Origin of the sequence: Rhizobium sp. CG4 (genome assembly GCF_023701965.1) — a bacterium.
In the GTDB taxonomy this organism is placed as follows: domain Bacteria; phylum Pseudomonadota; class Alphaproteobacteria; order Rhizobiales; family Rhizobiaceae; genus Agrobacterium.
Genome location: NZ_JABAEG010000005.1, coordinates 230,218 through 252,313, shown reverse-complemented (window position 1 = coordinate 252,313; position 22,096 = coordinate 230,218). Strand labels below are relative to the sequence as shown.

23 protein-coding genes are annotated in these 22,096 nt (G+C 54.5%); 10 read left to right on the top strand and 13 right to left on the bottom strand.

Going from position 1 to position 22,096, the window contains the following annotated elements; all coding sequences use genetic code 11:
- Positions 1–113 precede the first annotated feature (113 nt).
- Positions 114–671, top strand: a complete 558-nt coding sequence (locus tag HGO37_RS16520) for a fasciclin domain-containing protein (protein WP_250984265.1) — start codon at positions 114–116, stop codon at positions 669–671.
- A 142-nt stretch (positions 672–813) separates the two neighbouring features.
- Here HGO37_RS16520 and HGO37_RS16515 read toward each other — a convergent pair whose 3' ends face one another.
- The 7 genes from HGO37_RS16515 to HGO37_RS16485 form a co-directional block, all read right to left on the bottom strand.
- Complete coding sequence (locus tag HGO37_RS16515; RefSeq protein ID WP_250984264.1) at positions 814–1,608, bottom strand: ABC transporter ATP-binding protein; 795 nt, start codon at positions 1,606–1,608, stop codon at positions 814–816.
- Entirely contained in the window at positions 1,605–2,486 is an 882-nt protein-coding gene (locus HGO37_RS16510; RefSeq protein WP_192490439.1) for an ABC transporter permease, read from the bottom strand. The genes HGO37_RS16515 and HGO37_RS16510 overlap by 4 nt, the downstream gene beginning before the upstream one ends.
- Positions 2,487–2,710: 224 nt before the next feature.
- Complete coding sequence (locus tag HGO37_RS16505) at positions 2,711–3,664, bottom strand: ABC transporter substrate-binding protein (protein ID WP_250984263.1); 954 nt, start codon at positions 3,662–3,664, stop codon at positions 2,711–2,713.
- Between the two features lie 172 nt (positions 3,665–3,836).
- A complete protein-coding gene (rlmN, locus tag HGO37_RS16500; RefSeq protein WP_464040482.1) occupies positions 3,837–5,063 on the bottom strand; it encodes a dual-specificity RNA methyltransferase RlmN in 1,227 nt (408 codons plus the stop codon).
- Between the two features lie 210 nt (positions 5,064–5,273).
- Positions 5,274–5,777, bottom strand: a complete 504-nt coding sequence (locus HGO37_RS16495; RefSeq protein WP_192490442.1) for an invasion associated locus B family protein — start codon at positions 5,775–5,777, stop codon at positions 5,274–5,276.
- Between the two features lie 377 nt (positions 5,778–6,154).
- Positions 6,155–6,532, bottom strand: a complete 378-nt coding sequence (locus HGO37_RS16490; protein WP_250984262.1) for a YkvA family protein — start codon at positions 6,530–6,532, stop codon at positions 6,155–6,157.
- A gap of 51 nt (positions 6,533–6,583) precedes the next feature.
- Positions 6,584–6,892 carry a 4a-hydroxytetrahydrobiopterin dehydratase gene (locus tag HGO37_RS16485; RefSeq protein WP_250984261.1) on the bottom strand — a complete coding sequence of 103 codons (309 nt, stop codon included), beginning with the start codon at positions 6,890–6,892 and terminating at the stop codon, positions 6,584–6,586.
- Positions 6,893–6,938: 46 nt separating this feature from the next.
- Between HGO37_RS16485 and HGO37_RS16480 the strand changes: the two genes are divergently transcribed.
- Positions 6,939–7,421, top strand: a complete 483-nt coding sequence (locus tag HGO37_RS16480) for a low molecular weight protein-tyrosine-phosphatase (RefSeq protein WP_250984260.1) — start codon at positions 6,939–6,941, stop codon at positions 7,419–7,421.
- On the opposite strand, the gene thpR is transcribed toward HGO37_RS16480, so the two are convergent.
- Both thpR and HGO37_RS16470 read right to left on the bottom strand, forming a co-directional pair.
- Positions 7,352–7,948, bottom strand: a complete 597-nt coding sequence (thpR, locus tag HGO37_RS16475; RefSeq protein WP_250984259.1) for an RNA 2',3'-cyclic phosphodiesterase — start codon at positions 7,946–7,948, stop codon at positions 7,352–7,354. The two genes, HGO37_RS16480 and thpR, sit on opposite strands and share 70 nt — an antisense overlap.
- 72 nt (positions 7,949–8,020) lie before the next feature.
- On the bottom strand, positions 8,021–8,665 hold the full coding sequence (locus HGO37_RS16470) for an arylesterase (RefSeq protein WP_250984357.1): 645 nt from the start codon (positions 8,663–8,665) through the stop codon (positions 8,021–8,023).
- Between the two features lie 72 nt (positions 8,666–8,737).
- Between HGO37_RS16470 and HGO37_RS16465 the strand changes: the two genes are divergently transcribed.
- The 3 genes from HGO37_RS16465 to HGO37_RS16455 all read left to right on the top strand — a co-directional run bounded on the left by HGO37_RS16465 (position 8,738) and on the right by HGO37_RS16455 (position 13,076).
- The gene (locus HGO37_RS16465; protein WP_250984258.1) at positions 8,738–9,451 is read left to right on the top strand and encodes an ABC transporter ATP-binding protein; all 714 of its coding nucleotides are present in this window, start codon (positions 8,738–8,740) and stop codon (positions 9,449–9,451) included.
- A complete protein-coding gene (locus HGO37_RS16460) occupies positions 9,448–11,997 on the top strand; it encodes an ABC transporter permease (RefSeq protein WP_250984257.1) in 2,550 nt (849 codons plus the stop codon). The genes HGO37_RS16465 and HGO37_RS16460 overlap by 4 nt, the downstream gene beginning before the upstream one ends.
- Positions 11,998–12,293: 296 nt before the next feature.
- Complete coding sequence (locus HGO37_RS16455) at positions 12,294–13,076, top strand: Bax inhibitor-1/YccA family protein (RefSeq protein WP_250984256.1); 783 nt, start codon at positions 12,294–12,296, stop codon at positions 13,074–13,076.
- A gap of 208 nt (positions 13,077–13,284) precedes the next feature.
- Here HGO37_RS16455 and HGO37_RS16450 read toward each other — a convergent pair whose 3' ends face one another.
- The 3 genes from HGO37_RS16450 to acnA form a co-directional block, all read right to left on the bottom strand.
- The gene (locus HGO37_RS16450) at positions 13,285–13,677 is read right to left on the bottom strand and encodes a DUF2794 domain-containing protein (protein ID WP_192490451.1); all 393 of its coding nucleotides are present in this window, start codon (positions 13,675–13,677) and stop codon (positions 13,285–13,287) included.
- 250 nt (positions 13,678–13,927) lie between these two features.
- On the bottom strand, positions 13,928–14,674 hold the full coding sequence (locus HGO37_RS16445; RefSeq protein WP_250984255.1) for a DUF1223 domain-containing protein: 747 nt from the start codon (positions 14,672–14,674) through the stop codon (positions 13,928–13,930).
- 237 nt (positions 14,675–14,911) lie between these two features.
- On the bottom strand, positions 14,912–17,605 hold the full coding sequence (gene acnA, locus HGO37_RS16440) for an aconitate hydratase AcnA (RefSeq protein ID WP_250984254.1): 2,694 nt from the start codon (positions 17,603–17,605) through the stop codon (positions 14,912–14,914).
- A gap of 269 nt (positions 17,606–17,874) precedes the next feature.
- On the opposite strand from acnA, the gene ccmA reads away from it, so the two are divergent.
- Genes ccmA through HGO37_RS16415 form a run of 5 tightly spaced genes read left to right on the top strand, consistent with a single transcriptional unit; the run spans position 17,875 to position 20,805 of the window.
- Positions 17,875–18,516 carry a heme ABC exporter ATP-binding protein CcmA gene (gene ccmA / locus HGO37_RS16435; RefSeq protein WP_250984253.1) on the top strand — a complete coding sequence of 214 codons (642 nt, stop codon included), beginning with the start codon at positions 17,875–17,877 and terminating at the stop codon, positions 18,514–18,516.
- Between the two features lie 43 nt (positions 18,517–18,559).
- Positions 18,560–19,219 (top strand): heme exporter protein CcmB, encoded by a 660-nt coding sequence (gene ccmB / locus HGO37_RS16430; RefSeq protein WP_250984252.1) that lies wholly within the window; start codon positions 18,560–18,562, stop codon positions 19,217–19,219.
- 45 nt (positions 19,220–19,264) lie between these two features.
- Positions 19,265–20,026 carry a heme ABC transporter permease gene (locus HGO37_RS16425; protein ID WP_250984251.1) on the top strand — a complete coding sequence of 254 codons (762 nt, stop codon included), beginning with the start codon at positions 19,265–19,267 and terminating at the stop codon, positions 20,024–20,026.
- A 3-nt stretch (positions 20,027–20,029) separates the two neighbouring features.
- A complete protein-coding gene (ccmD, locus tag HGO37_RS16420) occupies positions 20,030–20,206 on the top strand; it encodes a heme exporter protein CcmD (protein WP_250984250.1) in 177 nt (58 codons plus the stop codon).
- On the top strand, positions 20,203–20,805 hold the full coding sequence (locus HGO37_RS16415; RefSeq protein ID WP_250984249.1) for a DsbE family thiol:disulfide interchange protein: 603 nt from the start codon (positions 20,203–20,205) through the stop codon (positions 20,803–20,805). The genes ccmD and HGO37_RS16415 overlap by 4 nt, the downstream gene beginning before the upstream one ends.
- A 26-nt stretch (positions 20,806–20,831) precedes the next feature.
- Here HGO37_RS16415 and HGO37_RS16410 read toward each other — a convergent pair whose 3' ends face one another.
- Positions 20,832–22,022: a GGDEF domain-containing protein gene (locus tag HGO37_RS16410; protein ID WP_250984248.1), complete on the bottom strand. Its 1,191-nt coding sequence runs from the start codon at positions 22,020–22,022 to the stop codon at positions 20,832–20,834.
- Between the last annotated feature and the right edge of the window lie 74 nt (positions 22,023–22,096).

The window sequence follows — 22,096 nt, the reverse complement described above, 5'->3', positions numbered from 1 at the left end:
AAATGTCACCGTCCTGAAACTTCGTGTGAACATCACCCGTATCTCTTCATGTCCCGGATATGCCGCTTGCAACAACGCTGGTGGCGATTGGCGGAACCAGAGGAGAATACGCCATGATAAAATCCACCCTACGCATGGTTGCGCTTGCCGCAGCAGTTTCATCGGTTGCATTCGCAGCCCAGGCCAAAAACCCGATGGTTGGCGGCGCCGCGATGTATGAGAACAAAAACATCGTCGAAAACGCCATGAACTCCAAAGACCACACCACGCTGGTTGCCGCTGTCAAAGCTGCTGGCCTGGTCGAAACGCTGCAGGGAAAGGGGCCATTCACAGTTTTTGCCCCAACCAATGAAGCTTTCGCCGCCTTGCCAAAAGGCACCGTGGATACCCTGCTGAAGCCTGAAAACAAGGCTCAGCTTACCAAGATCCTCACCTGCCATGTCGTTGCTGCAGATGCCATGTCGACCGCGATTGAAAAGATGATCAAGGACGATGGCGGCACCCATGACGTCAAAACCGTTGGCGGCTGCATCCTGAAAGCCAAAGAAAGCATGGGCAAGATCACACTAACCGATGAAGCCGGCAATGAAGCCCACGTCACCATTGCCGACGTCAAACAATCGAATGGCGTCATTCACGTCATCGACAAGGTCTTGCTGCCGAAAATGTAATTGGTATCGGCGCAAGAACCGGAGCGCTTTCACTTGGGTTTCGGATGAATAAAAAAATCTCGACTGAGATTTCGAGGCGCCTTATATCGGCGCCTCTCTTTTTGCCCGGTGCTGGGCAACAATGGTCTAACGGCAGAAAAGATCAGCCGATCAGCAACTCGTCATCATCAAGCGCCTGACCGCGTATCTTGCGGAACATCTCGATAAGGTCTTCGACCTGCAGGCCCTTACGGCTTTCACCGGACACATCGAGAACGATCTCACCACCATGCAGCATGATCGTGCGGTCACCATAATCCAGCGCCTGTCGCATGGAGTGCGTCACCATCAATGTGGTCAACTTGCGCTCCTCAACCACCTTACGGGTCAATTCCATGACGAATTCCGCCATGCCGGGATCAAGTGCCGCCGTGTGTTCGTCGAGCAGCAACACATCGGAATCGGCAAGCGTTGCCATGACCAGCGATACAGCCTGACGCTGACCGCCCGACAACAGATCCATGCGGTCTTTCAGGCGGTTCTCAAGGCCGAGATTAAGCGAGGCGATGCGTTCGCGGAAGAAGTCACGACGACCACCACCCAAGGCAGGGAGAAGACCGCGGAACTTGCCGCGTGATGCCGCAAGCGCCAGGTTTTCTTCGATGCTGAGCGCACCGCAGCTGCCAGCCAGTGGATCCTGAAATACGCGGGCGACCTTGCCAGCACGGTTAGCCGTTGGTTTGCGTGTTACATCACTGCCGCCAATGGTGACCTTGCCAGCAGTCGGCAGAACATCACCCGCCAGAACGCCGAGCAGCGTCGACTTGCCGGCGCCGTTGGAGCCGATAACGGTAACAAAAGACCCATCTTCAATTTTAAGATCGACCTTCGACAGCGCCTGCTTTTGCAGCGGCGTGCCTCGACCGAAGATAACCTGAATACCATCGAGCGCGATCATGATGATGCTCCTCCGCGACGCAGTCTTGGAAGGATGAGAGCAATCGCCACCAGAACAGCCGTAACGAAGTTAAGGTCGGATGCCTTCAATCCCAGACTGTCACTGGACAGCGCCAGCTGGATGGCAAGGCGATAGGCAATCGAACCGAACACGCAGCCGATCAGAGCAATCAGAATACCGCGAGCCCCAAACAGCGTTTCACCGATGATAACGGCAGCAAGACCAACAACGATGGTACCGACACCGGAGGTCACATCGGCAAAACCGTTCGTTTGTGCAAACAATGCCCCACCAAGCGCCACAAGTGCGTTGGAAATTGCCATACCGAGATAAATCTGGTTGCCGGTCTTCACACCCTGCGCACGCGCCATACGGGCGTTGGCACCGGTCGCGCGCATGGCAAGGCCCGCATCGCTCTCAAGGAAACGCCAAACCACGATCACAGCGATTAGCACCAAGGCTCCAACGAACAACGGACGCACCAGATATTCAGACAGACCAAGACCATAAAATGGTTCGATCATCGTTTCCTGATTGAGCAGCGCCACATTCGGTTTGCCCATGACACGCAGGTTGACAGAAAACAGTGCTATCATCGTCAGAATTGACGCGAGTAGATTGAGGATCTTGAAGCGGACATTCAGCGTCGCGGTCACAACACCGGCAACGGCACCGGCCGCCATCGCACAGGCGGAAGCGAGCCAAGGGTTCAGACCCGCGATGATCAGAACCGCAGCAACGGCTGCACCAAGCGGAAAAGAACCGTCTACGGTCAGATCCGGGAAATCCAACACACGGAATGCGAGGTAAACGCCAATAGCAACAAAGGCGAAAACCAGCCCCATTTCTACAGCACCCCAGAAGGCGATTTGACTCACAAGAAAAATCCTTGGTTTATCGCCCAATGCTCACACTGGGCGCATTTACTGCAGTTCCTAAACTGCCATGAAAGCTGCTCGCTGACCCCGTCGTCGCAATCCTGCCTGGAGGATTGGATCACATCTACCTTTGACGATGCCCGGGACAGGCCCGGGCATGACGAAGATCGTGCGGCAGTTTTCTCAAGACATAACGAGGCTGCCCGAAGGCAGCCCTGCCCTGCTTATTCGATAACCTTGGTGGCGCGCTTCACAACGCTTTCCGGGAACGTCACACCAACCTTTTCCGCAACGGTCTTGTTGATAACGAGATCGGTACCAACAGCAACAGTTGCAGCGATATCACCGGGCTTTTCACCTTTGAGGATACGCACAACAACAGCACCGGTTTGTTTGCCAACGTCGAAATAGTTAAAGCCGAGTGCCGCAACTGCACCGCGGGCAACGGAATCTGTATCAGCAGCAAACAGTGGAATTTTTGCTTCAGCGGCAACACCAGCAGCAGCTTCGAAGGCCGATACAATTGTGTTGTCGGTAGGAACGTAGATCACGTCAGCCTTGCCAACCAGCGCGCGGGCAGCGCCCTGCACTTCAGCAGACTTGGTTGCGACGGATTCAACGACCTTTAAACCAGCCTTTTCAGCTTCAGCCTTAAGCAGCTCCAGCGTGGAAACCGAGTTGGCTTCTGCGGAGTTGTAGATGTAGCCGACAGTCTTGGCCTCAGGAGAGATTTCTTTGATCAGCGCCAGATGTTCGTTGACCGGAAGCGCATCGGAAAGGCCTGTGACGTTACGACCTGGCTTTTCCATTTCCTTGATTAGCTGCGCGCCAACCGGATCGGAAACGGCAGTGAAAACAACTGGAATATCGCGGGTGGCGGCAACAACAGCCTGTGCGGATGGTGTGGAGATCGGAACGATGACGTTTGGCGCGTCGCCTACGAACTGGCGGGCGATCTGTGCGGCAGTTGCCGGGTTACCCTGCGCGGACTCATAGACAAATTTGAGGTTTTCGCCCTCCTTGTAACCAGCCTCGGCCAGAGCTTCCTTGACGCCATCACGGGCTGCATCAAGAGCAGGATGCTCAACAATTGCAGTAACGGCGACGGTAACGGTTTCAGCCTTGGCAGGCAGGACAAGTGCGGTTGCTGCCGCAAGTGCCAGAATGAGTGAACGCATGGATGATCCTCCGAGTTTTTTGTTTCGGATATCTTCTTAGGAAAGCGGTGATTTGAAATCAATCAGAGAACGGCCAGAAAAGGCTTATTCCTATGGCTATATTGACTTCACGACGGCCACACTGAGGGTCAGGCACGCCGCCTAAAGAAATAAGAGACAGCGTACTAGACGATCAATCATCTGCACCGTGGTTGGCAATCATCATGGCTTCAAACGCCAGACGCTCGGTCTTGCGCATGCGCTCAGACTCCGATTTCAACTGGCCACAGGCTGCGAGAATATCACGACCGCGTGGTGTACGGATTGGCGATGCATAACCTGCCTGATTGATGAAATCGGCAAATTTCTCGATCTGCGCCCAATCCGAACACTGGTAGTTGGTGCCCGGCCACGGGTTGAACGGAATGAGGTTGATCTTGGCTGGAACGCCCTTGAGAAGTTGCACCAACATCTTGGCATCTTCCAAACTGTCGTTGACGTCCTTCAGCATCACATATTCGAAAGTGATGCGGCGCGCATTGGAAAGGCCGGGATATTTGCGACAGGCCTCGATCAATTCTTTCAGCGGATACTTCTTGTTGATCGGCACCAGCATGTCGCGCAGTTCGTCGCGTACCGCATGAAGCGAGATCGCCAACATCACGCCAATTTCATCACCAGTGCGGAAAATCTCCGGCACAACGCCTGAAGTCGACAACGTAACACGACGCTTGGAAAGCGACAGGCCGTCTCCATCGGTCGCGATCAGCAGTGCGGTCTTCACATGTTCGAAATTATACAGCGGCTCGCCCATGCCCATCATTACGATGTTGGACACCTTGCGACCTTCGCTTGGCACATAGGCGCCAACCGGCGTCGAGCCATCTGGGAAGTCACCAAGCCGGTCACGCGCCAATAACAATTGCGAGAGAATTTCTTCCGCCGTCAGGTTACGAACGAGACGCTGCGTCCCGGTGTGACAGAACGAACAAGTCAGCGAGCAGCCAACCTGGCTGGAAATGCACAGCGTGCCACGTCCCTCTTCGGGAATATAAACGGTTTCGATCTCGACCGGACGGCCTGCACCGCGTGGCGGAAAACGCATCAGCCACTTGCGCGTGCCATCATTGGAAATCTGCTCTTCAACGATTTCTGGGCGGGCGATGGTGAATTTGGCCTTCAGCGTCTCACGCAGATCCTTGGCAACATTGGTCATGTTGTCAAAATCAGAGACACCGCGCACATAAAGCCAGTTCCACAACTGGCTGACGCGCATCTTGACCTGCTTTTGCGGCACGCCGGCATCGACCAGCGCTTCGGCCATGTCTTCACGGGTAAGCCCGATCAGGCTGGGCTTGCCAGACATCAGATCGTTATTGGCAACAATCGGCTTCTTAATAGCCAGGCCAGCGGTTTCCATTACGGACATCGCAATATCCCATCATCGAATACAGCATCGAAAGCGGCCGCTTCAAAAGGCCGGAACATCGTCTGCATGTCATGAAAATCAGCGGCAGGCAGCAAAAATGCGCCCGCTTGCGGTTTGTTGCCGCGCCTTTAGCATTATTCCAGCCTCAACGCAAATGGCCGGTCAATGACCGGCCATTCAAAAACATACACTGCAAAAAGCTTACTTGCAGGTTTCGATCTGCTTAAGGGCAGCAGAAATGCCCGATAGTGAGTAGGAGTAGGACGTTGCAGTTCCGCGGCCAGATGTCGCCTTTACGGTCATGCTTTTGCCACCCTTCATCGCGGCAACCAGTGCTGGCTCTTCGGCTGCATTTTCAACCCAAGCAGCCTTGTCCTTTGTGAACATGACGAAGTTCTTGTTGTCGATCGTTACATTGACCTTGGAACCTTCGCGCAACGCATAACCAACCATGGCCTGCGGCTCATAGGAGATGTTCTGGCCCGGACGCTGCGATACGATGAAGAAGATATCACCGTGGTCTACATTTGCTGGCTCTTTTGTTGTCGGAATGGACAACACATAACACACGGTACTGTTACCGGATTTGTACGAATAAGCACCCCATGCGTTGAACTGCTGGATGCGCGTGGGCGACTGTGCATAGGCCAGGCTCGCGCCTGTCATCAGGATTGCCACTGCGGTTGCTACACTTCTTACAAACATTGATTTCCTGCCGGGTTTACTGTCACCAAATGCCCGGAACGGCTCTGCCGGGCGCATGAAGTTATTCTCATTTTTAGTTTGGCTTAACATGGGTTACCAAACCGTCAACAAGAACGATAAAATAACGAAAATGTATCGCCCTGTTACAATTCCGCGACGTTGAGGCACCTTGCTTCTTCACAGTGATGCAACACGTTTTTACGCGCCGTATTAAGGCATGTCTCTGTCCCAAAACCGGTTCCCACTTTTGGGAGACATGCGTGAGCCATAAGGGGAAATTTGGTGTCGGATGCTGTCTCTACCTACAGCATTGACACAAAGTTTAAGGCGAGAATTTGTTCTTTCCCGCGCAGCAAGGCAGCGAGCAAGTTAAGTTCTCATTCTGCTTCCTGACGCTCTAACATGGCATCGGCAGCATCATAATGTTCCATTTTGATATTGGCGCGGATCATCGCCAGCGCCGCTGTCAAAACAGCAATATCGTCGGTAAATCCAATCACCGCAAACATGTCCGGTATCACGTCGATCGGCATGATGAAATATCCGAGCGCTGCAAGGAGAATACCCTTGGCACGCATCGGCGTCGTCGGGTCCATCGCACAGTAATAAGCGGCCGCGGCATCACGGGCAAAAGGCACGCGTTTCATGGCACGACGCATCTTCGGCCAGAACTTCGATCGAACCTCTTTCTCGCGTTTCTCCTGGGTATCAGGATCGCCCGGCAACAAGATTTCACCGATCTTGATATCGTCCATTGTCTCAGCAACCTCCGTCTACCAGCCAATATGGTGGTTTTTCAGCGCTGTTCAATTGCCTCGTCCCGCTGCTGCCTTATTGATGCAGGCAGCAAGCTGGAAATCCCTTTCGCTGACACCCTGTGAATCATGGGTCGTCAACACCACCTCCACCCGGGAATAGACATTGCGCAATTCGGGGTGATGGTTGAGCTTTTCAGCCGACAGGGCGATCTGCGCCATAAAGCCAAATGCTTCCGAGAAGTTCGCGAACTTGAATGTTCTTGTTATTGCCAGACCATCTGGACGCATCACCCAGCCACCGCCCAGTTTTTTTAGTTCCTGCTCAATTGCAGCCGTCTCCAGCCTGTCGTAGTTCATTGCGTAGACCTCCCAAATTGAAGTTGCTCAGTTTATGGATCACAGCATGAAACCAGTCTCGATACTGTTCGTCTGCATGGGCAATATATGCCGTTCGCCACTGGCTGAAGGCATTTTCACACACATAACTGAAACAGCGCAACAGCAAGAGCGGTTCCATGTGGATTCCGCCGGCACCGGTGGCTGGCACGCCGGAAACGCGCCCGATCCACGTTCTGTAGCGATTGCGGCCCAGCACGGCATTGATATTTCCGGCCAGCGTGCCCGGCAGATAAAAAGGGATGACTTTGAGCACTTCGATCTCATCCTGTGTATGGATGACGATAATCTCAGCCGCGTTCTGCAATCCTGTCCGCAAAGCTTGCGGCACAGGGTGCATCTGTTCAGCCAATATGTTGTTGGCACCAATGATAACGTGCCGGACCCCTATTATGGCGGCGAAGACGGTTTTCTGAGCGTCTACAACATGCTCTTTGCCGGCTGCAGGTCCCTGCTGGAGAAGATCGACGCAGACGGTGATGTTTCGTAGAGCGGGAAGGCTTCCTCAACGATGTAAGGACCGCCGCCGACCGATTCCTTTGACGACATTAGCACGAAGCGCCCCACCGTGAAGTCAGCCGTTCTGAAATCGCCCCGCCCCGACAGATAATGCACCACATCGTCCAGCCGGGAATTGCGCAACCGTGCCAACGTCACATGTGGCATGAACTTGCGTGGATCAGGCGGAAGACCAATCCGCTGGCAGATGCGTTCAATTTCCCCCTGAAGCGCACTCATCTCGGGCGAGGGTGAAACACCGGCCCATAGTGAATGTGGCTTCTTTGAACCAAAGGAGCCTATACCGCTCAGATTGAGCTGAAATTCCGGCCGATTTATCCGGTCGAGACGATCAACCACCTCATCGGCAGTACGTCCGTCTATATCGCCGATAAAGCGCAGGGTTATGTGATAATTCTCCACATCAATCCACCGGGCACCCGGCAGACCACCACGCAACAAAGAAAGGCTTAACGCCGCGTTGCGTGGAATTTCGAGAGCGGTAAATAGTCTCGGCATGGCGAGCTCCCCGAATCTCTTGCAGATATCAGCAGCGAATCATGCAATGCCTTCGCACGCAAGCGCTTATTTTTATTGCCCACCAATTGTCTTGATGAACTCTTCCACCACAGGCAGGGCATTTTTGACCATCACGTCCACACCCGCCGTATTGGGGTGCATGCCGTCTTCCAGTTTCAGGGATGCATCCAGCACCACGCCTTCCAGGAAAAACGGATACAGGACCAGGTCGTATTTATCGGCCAGACGCTTGTAGATCGGGTTGAACCGCGCGGCATAGTCGTCACCCATGTTGGGGGGCGCCATGATACCGGCCAGCAGAACCGGAATGTTGCGTTTCTTGAAACCTGAGATGATGGCGTCGAGGTTTTTTTCAGTCTCGTCCGGCGAGATACCCCGCAATGCGTCATTGGCACCAAGTTCGACAATCACGCCGTCAGTTCCATCTGGAACGGACCATTCGGCACGCGCCAGACCGCCAGCGCTGGTATCGCCGGAAACACCGGCATTGGTTACGGTGACGTTGACACCTTTCGCCTTCAAAGCTTCTTCCAGTTTGGCAGTAAAGCTATCGGTCGGTGGCAGTTGATAACCGGCCATCAGGCTGTCACCCAGCCCGACCAATTGCAAGGTCCGGTCCTGCGCATTCGCGCCAGAGGCGAAAATCGAGACCGCACAAATGACGATGAAGTGAAACGCGGCGGCTTTAAATCCCATCATACCTCTCCTAAGTTGTTTCAGAACATCGCGAAAAATCGCCTTATCTCCTGTTATATAGGAACCTATTCTGTGACGAAAACCATTATCGAGCTGAACAAGGCCGACCTGACACTTGGAAACGCCGCTGCTTCCGTTCACGTCCTGAAAAAAATTGACCTTAAGATTGGTGAAGGTGAGGCGGTCGGCATCGTTGGTCCATCCGGCTCCGGCAAATCGACATTGCTGATGGTGCTGGCAGGTCTCGAAAGGCTGGATAGCGGCGAAATCCACATTGCTGACAAGGCGCTGCACAATCTGAACGAGGACGCGCTCGCCGATTTTCGCGGCAAGAATATCGGTATCGTCTTCCAGTCATTTCACCTGATCGCCAACATGACGGCGCTTGAAAATGTGGCTGTGCCGCTAGAGCTCGCCAATGTGAAAAACGCGTTTGATATTGCTCGAAAGGAATTGCAGGCAGTTGGTCTGGGTGAGCGTCTTTCCCATTATCCCGGCCAGCTATCCGGCGGTGAACAGCAGCGTGTGGCAATTGCTCGCGCACTTGCACCGTCTCCAGCAGTGCTGATCGCCGATGAGCCGACTGGTAATCTGGACACCGAAACCGGGCGCCAAATTGCCGACCTGCTGTTTTCCAAACAGGCTGAGCGTCGCATGACGATGATCCTTGTGACCCATGATCCCGCTCTGGCAGCCCGCTGCTCACGCCAGATCAGGGTACGGTCCGGCGAGATTGTCGAAGATTCAGGCACCACGAGCGAGATCAAGGAGGCAGCATCCGCATGATGCCGTCTTCCTTTCAGATCCGTACCGCATTTCGTTTGGCCAGACGCGAAATTCGCGGCGGCTTTCGCGGTTTTTATATTTTTCTCGCCTGTATAGCGCTCGGAACAGCCACCATTGCCGCCGTCAATTCGGTGTCGCAGGCCGTCACCAGCTCTATCGCGTCTGAAGGACAAGCTATTCTCGCAGGCGATGTGCGTTTCGAACTGCGCAATCGCGAAGCAACCCCTGAAGAACGCAGTTATCTTGAAGGGCTGGGTGACATTGCCATGTCGACCGGTCTTCGGTCCATGGCACGCGCGCCTTCAGGCTCCGAGCAGACACTGGCGGAAGTAAAGGCCGTCGATGGCGCCTACCCGCTCTATGGTGCCTTTGAAGCTGAACCGAACCGTCCGCTGGATGAGCTGCTCGCCAAGGATCAGGACAGCTACGGAGCGTTGGCCGCACCGCTTTTGTTTGAACGACTGGGCGTGAAACCCGGCGATGAGATATTGCTCGGTTCCGCCCGGTTGAAGCTCACTGGCACAATCGTCAACGAACCCGATGCGCTTTCGGATGGCTTCGGTTTTGCGCCACGTCTTTTGGTCAGTCGTGATGCACTGGTAGCGTCCGGGCTGATCCAGACAGGTAGCCTCGTTGAACATGCCTACAAAATCAGGCTCACGGATCCGCTCAAACGCGCATCGATCACCGCTGACACCAACAAGGCCTATCCCGATGCTGGCTGGTCGATCCGCACCAGTGACCGCGCCGCACCGTCCCTGACTGAAAATGTCAATCGTTTCTCGCAGTTCCTGACACTTGTCGGTCTGACCGCTCTTATCGTTGGCGGCGTTGGTGTGGCAAATGCCGTGCGGGCATTTCTCGATGCCAAACGCACTACCATAGCCGCGTTCAAATGCCTGGGTGCACCCGCCATCATCGTGACAATGACCTATCTGTTCCAGATATTGTTCATCGCGCTGATTGGCATCATGATCGGACTTGTGGTCGGCGCCATCGTACCGCTGATTGCCATGCAGTTCCTGGCAGGTGTTTTGCCGGTGCCGAAAGAAATCACCCTTTATCCATCGGCCCTTCTGATCGCGACGGTTTTTGGTCTGATCACAACACTTGCATTTACCATCCTGCCGCTTGGTCAGGCGAAAGAGGTTCCCGCCACTGCACTGTTCCGTGAACAGGGTTTCGATGAAGGCCGCTGGCCGTCCTGGCCCTACCTGCTGGCGACCGGCCTGTTGCTGGCTTTGTTGGCAGGGCTTGCCGTACTGACCGCCGAAGACCGTTTCATCGCATCGGTCTTTCTCGCCGCTGTCGCTTTTGCATTTGTTGTGTTGCGCGTGGTTGCCAGCCTGGTACGGCTGATTGCCCGCAAAAGCCCGCACGTCAACTCGACTGCGATGCGACTTGCGATCGGCAACATCCATCGCCCAGGCGCATTGACACCTTCGGTGGTTCTGTCACTTGGCCTTGGTCTGACTTTGCTGGTTACCCTGTCGCTGATTGATGGCAATCTACGTCGCGAACTGACGTCCACCCTGCCAGAACGTGCACCGAATTTCTTCTTCGTGGATATTCAGGGCAGCGACCTGGAAGGTTTCCGTAATGTCGTCAAACAAAATGCGCCTAACGGCACCATTACCGAAGTCCCGATGTTGCGCGGTCGCATTCTTGCGCTGAACGGCCAGGACGTGACCAAGATTGACGTTCCAGCATCCGGTCGCTGGGTGCTGCGTGGAGATCGTGGCATAACATACGCTGGCGACATGCCCGAAAATACCAAGCTCACAGAGGGCAGCTGGTGGGCGGCCGATTATACTGGCGAACCGCTGGTTTCCTTTGCCGCAGAAGAGGCCGGCGAACTCGGCCTGAAAATTGGCGACAGCGTCACCGTCAACGTGCTCGGCCGCAGCATCACCGCGAAGATTGCCAACCTGCGCAATGTCGAGTGGGAATCGCTGTCGATCAACTTCGTGATGGTCTTTTCTCCCAATACCTTCCGGGGTGCACCCCATGCCTGGCTGGCCACTCTAGCCGATCCGGAAGCGACCCCTGCCGATGAAGGACAAATCCTGCGTGCGGTCACAAATGCCTATCCGACCATTACAAGCGTCCGGGTAAAGGATGCACTGGAAGTGGTCGACAGGCTGGTCGGCCAACTGGCCACCGCCATCCGTGCGGCTGCAGCCGTAGCCCTGATCGCATCTGTTTTGGTACTGGCAGGCGCGCTGGCGGCCGGAAACCGTGCTCGCACTCATGACGCAGTCATTCTGAAAACCCTTGGCGCAACACGCATCACGCTCATCAAAGCGTTTTCCTATGAGTATATGATCCTCGGCCTGGCAACAGCAGTCTTTGCGCTGGCAGCTGGCGGTGTGTCCGCATGGTTCGTGATTGCCCGCATCATGAAACTGCCATCGGCATTTCTCACCGATGTGGCGGTGGGAACCGTTGTTGTGGCGCTGGTCATGACAGTGGGTATCGGGCTGCTCGGCACTTGGCGCATCCTTGGTCAAAAGGCAGCGCCGGTCCTGCGGCAAATTGGAGAATAAGTGGCAAAATGACCCATGCGCGTGATGGAGCAGCAAGCGCTTAATGCGCTACAGCAAAGGCCATTACCGCATCGGTTGCGCTCACCCGTTCTGGGAACATAACTTTAACGATTAATTCTTGGTAATCTTCGATAAATTGATCGCGATTTTCCCGTATTTGGTGTTTTTGGATACAAAAGGTCTTGTATCAAACACATTCTCCCATCATATTTTGAACAGGCTTGCTGAAGCTCCGCAGCGGCGCCTGGGATTTATCCCGACACCGTGAATAATTCCGGAGCTTGAAAGAGGAACAAATGGCTGATTTCAACAATTACCAAAACCGAATGGCGCAGACCCGCGGCCAGACGGATGCGATGATCGATGAAGGTCTGCGTAGCTACATGGTCAAGGTTTATAACCTTATGGCTGTGGGCCTCGCGATCACCGGTATCGCTGCTTACTTCACATTCTCGATGGCAACTACAACAGATCCATCAGCTGCTGTTGCACAGCTTGGCAACGGAACAATGTTGACGGCTCTTGGCGCGGCCCTTTACGGTTCGCCGCTGCGTTGGGTTGTGATGCTTGCTCCACTCGGCATGGTGTTCTTCCTCAGCTTCCGCGTTCATAAAATGAGCGTTGCTGCTGCGCAGACCACCTTCTGGGTTTATGCTGCAATGATGGGTCTGTCCCTGTCGTCGATCTTCGTGGTCTACACTGGCCAGAGCATTGTTCAGACGTTCTTCGTCACCGCCGCTTCGTTCGGCGCGCTGTCGCTGTACGGTTACACCACGAAAAAGAACCTGTCCGGTATGGGCTCGTTCCTTATCATGGGTCTGTTCGGTCTGATCATCGCATCGATCGTCAACATCTTCCTGCAGTCTTCGGCTATGGGCTTTGCCATCTCGGCCATCGGTGTTCTGATCTTTGCTGGTTTGACCGCCTATGACACCCAGAAGATCAAGGAAATGTATTTCGATGGTGACGACGTTGCCGTTGCTGGTCGCAAGGCCATCATGGGTGCGCTGACACTCTATCTCGACTTCATCAACCTCTTCACCTTCCTGTTGCAGTTCCTCGGTAACCGCAACGACTAAGAGGGGTGGAAACCCACATGAAGAAGGCGGCTTTCGAGCCGCCTTTTTTGTTGCCTCAGATTTACAGCATGCGGGAACCGCGAGTGCCGACGCTCAGCGTAGCAGCGCTCTCGCAACGACATTCCGGCAAAACGGTAGATCAGGAAACCGTATAGCGAAGGCGACGGAGAAAGCCCGCCACTAACGTACAATAGGGATTGGCAATCAGTTATTCGACCAGTTTAAGGGTCTTGTCGAAAACCTTCAGCACCTGCCGCAACTCATGGCCACGCTTCAAAATCGTGCCATTCACATTGATGACGCTGTAAGCGCCCTGTTTCGCCGCAAGCTTTGGGTTCTTTTCAATCCGGTAAAGCGGCATCTCACCTGATCGTTTGAAAACCGAAAACACCGCCCGGTCTTTCAAGTGGTCGATGGCATAATCACGCCATTCGCCCTCGCCCACCATGCGGCCATAAATCCACAAAATGGCGTCGAGTTCCCGACGATGGAAGGTCACCGGCAAGGGATCCTTGTTTCTTTGATATTCACGAAGATCAACGACGGTCGAACCGTCTCGCGTCGAATTACCGCCCTGCGACAAATCCGGCTGATCGGTCATGCGCGCCTCGCTGCAAATCATAACAGGTTGGTGACAGTGTTGCCCCAGCCAGAGAAAATTGCAAGTAAAACGACACAAAAGCGCCTGTTACCACGTGAAACAGTGAAATTAGAATCGCCGCATTTCGGTCAAATCACTGCCTAAATTGGGTGTCAGTGTGAAGCCTGTCAATTGATGTCTAGGCACCAAATGACCCGGTTCGGTGCATTGACCCTTTACCCCCAGCCCCCAATGCCCGGACCGGATAAGACTATTTCGCCTCATTCATCAAAATGCTGGCACCGATAATCGCTGAGGGATCACCCGTTTCATTGGCAGTTTGCAGCAGCACGGCACAGCCGCCCTTCTTGGCTTTTCCAAGAACGCTGGCAGGCAGATTGACCTTCATTGCCTCGCCGTTCCACATCCCCACTGTCTGCACGTCATAAACACTGTGCCAGTAGGAAATCTTGCGGCCCTTGTTTTCTCCGCGCGTCACATCAACCATTTGCTGCTGGTTGAAATAGGCTACGACGATATCCGCTTTGCCTTGACCGGCACCAATATTGATCTCGATCTCGTCGTTGACCAGGCTGGACTGAACAGGGACAACCAGTCCCTTGCCGCTTGAGGCAAATTCCTCAAGCTTGCTGTAAATCGCCTTGCTATCGGCACCCTTTGCATGGTCGCGACCGTTCAGAACGGCTTGTGGCGTATAAACGCCGTTACGGCCAAGCGCGCGGGCATAACCATACTGACGTTCGGTATTTTCCTTGGAGCTAAGGGAATCATTCCAGCCGAGATAGTTCCAGTAATCGACGTGGAATGACAGGCCTATGACGTCACCCTTCTCGATCATCTTCTGCAACGCCGCATCAGCTGGCGGACAGGAAGCGCAACCCTGCGAGGTAAACAGTTCTACCACACCCTTCGGCTGGTCCGGCGATGTTTGTGCAAGAACAGGACTGGCGGTTGCGACACTGATAAGAAGAAGGGGGAAACCATATTTCAGAAGCATTGCGATCTTGGGCCTTTCATCCGCACAAACGTCCGGATGTTCATCTGCTATAAAACCTATCGGGCGTTGCTGGAAAATAAGCGCGAAACACGTTCAAAGGGAAGTCACGAAGGGGTGAGGGTCGATCACATTTCATGCTCGTTAAAATTTGTAAGTGAGCAGACTACATTTGACAATTGTCCCCAACGCACAAAACGCCGGGATTTCTCCCGGCGTTTCTTGTTGCCCTGAGTATTATCAGGCAGCCAGATCGCGAAGAACGGTCTGGAGAATGCCTCCATTGTCCATGTAAGTGACTTCATCCAGCGTATCGATGCGGCAAAGCAGAGGAATTTCCTTCACCGTGCCGTCGCCGTAAGTGATCTTGGCGATCTTCGTTTCACGTGGCTTGATCTCGCCTTCGAGACCATCAATCTCGACGATTTCATCACCCTTGAGCCCAAGGCTTGCCCATGTGGTACCTTCCTGGAAGGTAAATGGAACAACGCCCATGCCAACCAGATTGGAGCGGTGAATACGCTCGAACGACTGCGCGATCACAGCCTTCACACCAAGAAGGTTTGTACCCTTAGCGGCCCAGTCACGGGACGAACCGTTGCCGTATTCGACGCCTGCAAAGATAACCAGCGGAACGCCTTCATCCTTGTACATCATGGCCGCATCGTAAATCGACATCTCTTCCTTGGACGGATAGTGAATGGTGTAACCACCTTCCTTGCCGTTCGGTCCGAGCATGTGGTTGCGAATACGGATGTTGGCAAACGTGCCGCGCATCATCACTTCATGGTTGCCACGACGCGTGCCGTACTGGTTGAAGTCGGCAACACCGACGCCATTGTCAGTCAGGTAAGCACCGGCTGGCGAAGCAGCCTTGATCGAACCGGCCGGAGAAATATGGTCGGTGGTGATCTTGTCGCCGAACAGGCCGAGAACGCGAGCGCCCTTGATGTTTTTGACGCCCGTGCCCTTTTTCCCCATGCCGACGAAATATGGCGGGTTCTGAACATAGGTGGACTTGTCGTCCCAGGCATAGGTCTGACCTTCAGGAACCTGAACGGCCTGCCAGTTTTCGTCACCCTTGAACACGTCAGCATATTTGGTTTCGTACAGTTCTCTGGTCACATATTTATGGATGAACTGCTGCACCTCTGCCGAGGTTGGCCAGATATCTTTGAGGTAAACCGGCTTACCGTCCTGATCTTCGCCAAGTGGCTCCTTGGTCAGGTCCTTCTGAACCGTACCGGCCAGCGCGTAAGCGACAACCAGTGGCGGCGAAGCCAGGTAGTTGGCCTGCACGTCAGGAGAAATACGGCCTTCGAAGTTACGGTTGCCCGAGAGAACGCCAGCGGTAATCAGACCCTTGTCGTTGATGGTCTTGGAAATCGGCGCTGGCAACGGGCCGGAGTTACCGATGCAGGTCGTGCAACCAAAACCAACCAGGTTGAAGCCGAGCGCATCCAACTCCTTCTGCAAGCCGGACTTGGCGAGATATTCACCCACCACCTGCGATCCCGGTGCCAGGGATGTCTTGACCCATGGCTTGGACTTCAGGCCCTTGGCAACGGCGTTGCGAGCCAGAAGGCCGGCGGCGATCAGAACCGAGGGGTTGGATGTGTTGGTGCAGGATGTGATGGCGGCAATCGCCACATCACCATGACCCAGATCGAAATCCGTGCCTTCGACCGCATAACGTGCGTCAATCTGGCCGGGTTTCTTGTAGTCGTTTTCCAGAGCCGTCGCAAAGTTCGGCGCAATGGTTTCCAGCGGCAGACGACCTTCCGGACGCTTTGGGCCAGCCATCGATGGCACAACGTCACCTAGATCCAGTTCCAGCGTGTCGGTGAAGACAAGCTGCGAACCATCATTGTCGCGCCACATGCCCTGCACCTTGGAATAGGCTTCAACCAGCGCAATACGATCCTTCGTACGGCCGGACATGTTGAGGTAATTGACGGTTTCACTATCGACAGGGAAGAAACCACAGGTCGCGCCATACTCCGGACCCATGTTACCAATCGTCGCACGGTCTGCCAGTGTCATTGAGTCAAGGCCGGGGCCGAAGAACTCAACGAACTTGGAAACAACACCCTTTTTGCGCAGCATCTGCACAACGGTCAGCACGAGGTCGGTGGCTGTCACGCCTTCCTTGACCTTGCCGGTCAGCTTGAAGCCGATAACTTCAGGCAACAGCATGGATACTGGCTGACCGAGCATTGCAGCTTCAGCTTCAATGCCGCCGACGCCCCAACCCAGAACACCAAGACCATTAATCATGGTGGTGTGGCTGTCGGTACCAACGCAGGTATCAGGATAGGCAATGGTCTCGCCGTCTTCTTCCTTCGTCCAGACTGTCTGACCGAGATATTCGAGGTTCACCTGGTGACAGATGCCGGTGCCCGGAGGAACGACACGGAAGTTCTTGAACGCCTGCTGGCCCCATTTGAGGAAGCGGTAACGCTCACCGTTACGCTGGTATTCCAGATCCACGTTGCGGGCGAAAGCCTGCGGCGTACCGAATTCATCAACAATAACAGAGTGATCGATAACCAGGTCGACAGGAACCAACGGGTTGATCTTTTCAGGATCACCACCCAGCGCCTTCAGACCATCGCGCATTGCAGCAAGGTCAACCACGGCTGGAACACCGGTAAAGTCCTGCATCAACACACGGGCCGGGCGGTAGGCAATTTCTGCTTCCTTGAGGCCCTTGTTGTCGAGCCATGCAGCAACGGCTTCGATATCGGCCTTGGTCACCGAGCGACCATCTTCGAACCGAAGCAGATTCTCCAGAAGAACCTTCATGGAATAAGGCAGCTTGGAAACGCCCTTCAAGCCATTGGCTTCAGCTTTCGGCAGGCTGTAATAAACATAGTCCTTACCATCAACGGTAAGAACGGAACGACATTGGAAACTGTCAAGAGATTTTGTCACGGATAAACCCCGCTCTCTGATAGCCAACACACGCGTGCAGACACCTATGCACTTATTCATGCACATCAGGATGCGGGTACGGCCATTTCCGCTGTCCGCACGTGAAATTTGCAATTGCAATTCTCAGGTCCGGCGGAAGATGATGATCACGCCGACCGCTGGCGTGGTTGAAACTCATATAGATAATTTCTAAGACAGGTTCCAGATCAGAAGACGATTCAAATCGAATTTTTTTTCGAAATGATCAAAATCTTACATGAGGCGAAGCAATGTTGCTGACGGCGGAGCATCTATCGGTCAAAAGAGGCGAAGATTTCATATTCATGAATGTTTCCCTCATGTTAACTGATGGCGAAGCATTGCTTCTGACCGGCCGCAACGGGTCGGGAAAATCCACCTTGCTACGTGTTCTTGCGGGCCTTCTCCACCCGGAAACCGGCACCGTAAAGATAGCCGGCGAAGGAGTTGAGCCGGGCACACGCGCCGCCGAAGCCAGCCATTATCTCGGCCACCGCAACGCCATGAAAACCGAACTCACTGTTTCGGAAAATCTGCAATTCTGGAAAGAGTTTCTCGGCGACTTTACTGGTGACTGCTCCATCAGCGTGGAAGACGCTGCAGACGCCGTCGGTCTTTCAGGTATCACACATCTGCCGTTCGGTTATCTGTCCGCCGGCCAGCAGCGACGATTCGCCATGGCCAAACTGCTTGTCGCATGGCGCCCAATCTGGATACTGGATGAACCGACAGCCGCTCTTGATGCCAATGCCGATAAAATGTTCACCGGCCTGGTTGAGGCGCATCTGCAAAAGGGTGGCATCGTTATTGCCGCTACACATCAGCCATTGGGGCTAAAGAACGCGAAGGAATTGCAGATGACGGGTTTTGCAGGCGTGGAGACCGTTTGGTGACGTCAGATTTTTCCTTCACCTCGCTTAAGAAAAGTGCTCAGCCATGATCGCGCTGTTTTTCCGTGACCTGAAACTGTCCATTCGCGCAGGTGGCGGTGCCCTGATCGGCGTGCTGTTTTTCATGACTGTGGTTGCCGTAATTCCTTTTGGCGTGGGACCTGATCTCAATCTTCTGTCGCGCATCGGGCCCGCCATCGTCTGGATTGGTGCGCTGCTCGCTGCACTGCTGGGTCTCGACCGGTTGTTTCAAGCCGAACGAGATGACGGTGCACTCGATCTTATCCTGATGAACGAAAACCCGCTAGTTCTGACGGTGTTTGTGAAATGTCTGGCGCACTGGACCGCAACCGGCCTGCCGCTCGTCATCGCCTCGCCGCTGCTTGGCCTTTTCATGAACATGAGCGAGGTGGCTATTGGTGCCGTCATGCTAACACTGCTGGTCGGCTCACCGGCCTTGACCTTTATTGGTGCGGTCGGCGCAGCAGTCGCCGTTGCATTACCGCGTGGTGGGCTGCTGGTGTCCATCCTCGTGCTGCCGCTTGCCATCCCCGTGCTGATTTTCGGAGTCAGTGCCTCCTATGCAGCCGTTCAGGATCCCGCTCCATTTCTGCCGCCGTTCCTGATCCTGATGGCGATCACGCTATTTTCATCGGTTATCGGGCCTTTCTTTGCGGCTTTGGCGCTGCGCAACAGCAGCGATTGACAGGGATCAATTGCAGGTGGCCATGACACAAGGTAGAAAGACGGCATGAACGACACGAGCCTTGCCATTACCAAATTCAGCGACCTCGCCAACCCAACCCGGTTTCTGGCGTTGGCCTCGCGCCTGCTGCCATGGATGAGCGTTATCACTGCTCTGCTCATCGCGGTTGGTCTCTATCTATCCTTCACAACGGATGGCGATTATCAGCAGGGCAATACTGTGCGCATCATGTATGTGCATGTGCCTGCCGCCTGGCTGGCAATGATGTGTTATACTGTCATGGCAGCTTCCGCGATCGGCACGCTGGTCTGGCGTCATCCACTGGCCGATGTCAGCCACAAGGCAGCTGCACCGCTCGGTGCCGCCTTTACCCTGATAGCGCTGATTACCGGCTCGTTGTGGGGCAAACCCATGTGGGGAACATGGTGGGTGTGGGACGCACGACTGACCTCGGTCTTCATCCTGTTTCTGATGTATCTTGGCCTGATTGCTTTCAACAAGGCCATGGATGATCCCTCGCGCGCCGCTCGCGTCAGCGCGGTGCTCATTCTGGTCGGGTTCGTCAACATTCCGATCATCAAGTTTTCGGTGGAATGGTGGAACACGCTGCATCAACCCGCCAGCGTTATCCGTATGGATGGTCCGGCCATCGACCCTGAATTCCTCTGGCCACTGCTGATCATGGCATTAGGTTTCAGCATGCTGTTTTTCACGTTGCATATCGCCGCCATGCGCAATGAAATCCTGCGCCGACGTATTGCTGCCCAACGTCGCCTTGCCGCGCGTATGGCCAACAGGGAGGCGTAAAACATGAGCCACGCCTTTTACATCAGCCTGTCCTATGGCCTGACCGGCTTGATCGTGATCGCTTTGATCGGCTGGGTAATGCTGGACGGCCGCGCACGAAGTCGGGAATTGAAAGAGCTGGAAGCCTCTGGCATTCGCCGCCGCGCTTCCGCAAAACTGAAGGCCGGGGAAACCGCATGAGCGACGACATCAGCGCCCCGAAACAGGCCCCCAAAAGCAAGGCACGTTACCTCTTTGCCTTGCTGCCACTGGTTGCTTTTGCAGGTTTTGCAGCCATTGCTGCCAAGATGCTTTACGAACAGGACGTCAACGGATTGGATGTCAGCGCCATTCCATCGGCCCTTATCGGTACCAAGGCGCCAACACTGGCCATGCCGCCGCTGGAAGGCTCTTCCACACCGGCGCTGACCGATGCTGCCATTGCCGGCCAGCTGACGTTGGTCAATGTGTTTGCCTCCTGGTGTGTACCCTGTCGTCAGGAACACCCAATGCTGAAGGAGCTGTCGAAGGATAGCCGCATCAATGTGGTTGGCATCAACTACAAGGACAAGAACGACAACGCGTTGCGTTTTCTGGGCGAACTCGGCAATCCCTACAAGGCAATCGGAGTCGATCCCAACGGCAAAGCGGCCATAGACTGGGGCGTTTACGGAATTCCGGAAACCTACCTCGTCGATAAGAATGGCACGATTGTTTACAAGAAGGTTGGCCCTATCGATCCGGCAACGCTGGAAAAGGGCCTTCTGCCAGCCATTGAAAAGGCTGTATCGGGAAGCTGAGCACGGTTTGACCGTGGTAAGCCCAATCAAAGAATGGAAATGATCTTTAGCGGCGGCGCAGACTGCGCCCTCAGCACGGACATGCCTTCCTGAACCACCTGATTGCGGCCATTGGATTTCGCTTTGTAAAGAAAGCTGTCGGCTCTGGCGATCGCGTCGTGAATGGAGTGGTCGCCTCTGGCAATTGATGAAATGCCGAAACTTGCGCTGATCTGCCGGTCAATACCGACAGCTGTCCATTCGCGGGCCGCGAAACTGACGCGCAACATATTGGCAAGCACAGCAATTTCCGTCGCCGTTGTGTCTGGCAGATAGACCACGAATTCCTCGCCGCCAAAGCGAGCGATACGCGCTTGCGGCGGCAGGCGTTCCTTCAACAATTCGGCAAAACCGATGATAACACGATCACCGGCCGCATGTCCGAACTGGTCGTTGACATGTTTGAAGTGGTCGATATCGCACATCAAAACGGTGCCTTCCGGCTGCTCCTGTCCGCGGAAATCCGGAGAACGGTCATCAAAACCACGTCGGTTCAACAGACCAGTCAGTGGATCATGATCAGCGGCATGGCGATGCTGCAAAAGAACATTGGCAACCACACTAGCCAGCACGGCAAGCGCCATCAGGAAACCGAAGATGCTGGCAGTCATCTGCATCAGGAATGCATAGTCCGACGCCATGAAGGCATCAATGTCACGAGGCGAACCGCCCGGTGTCATCACCAGAAGCACGCTCACGCGAGTAATAGTTTCCAATACCACGGCCGAGCTCGCCGCCAGTAGCACCTTGTCCATTACATGCCGGGTCTTATTTGCGACCAGCAGGATGCACGGCGCAAGCAGCGCAGCGCACATCAAATCACTCAGCGCAAGTTCAGCGCGCAAATCGATCTGGAAGACAATAAAATACGACACAACCGCATAGGCTGCGGCCAGAAATCCGATGCGCCAACCAAGTAGCGTCTTGACCTCAAATTGCACCAACAACGCATGGCCGTAAAAAAAGAACGCGGAAAAAAACAGGATATTGGAAATCAGGGCATGCGCCAGAAAGGCATCATCGGCAAAAAACATCGGGCTTGAAAAGCCCAGGGCCGCACAGATGTAACCAATGCCCCAGAAACGCGCAGGCTTGAAACCCATGGTCTGCAAACCGAGAAATACCAGGCCAAATGTAAGCATGATAAACGGAAGCAGATAGGCGAAATTATCCTGCACGATGACGAAGCCTTGATCAGAAACAGTTTTTGTTAAATGCGATGCTTGGTGCTACCGGCGTCACGGCATGGCCG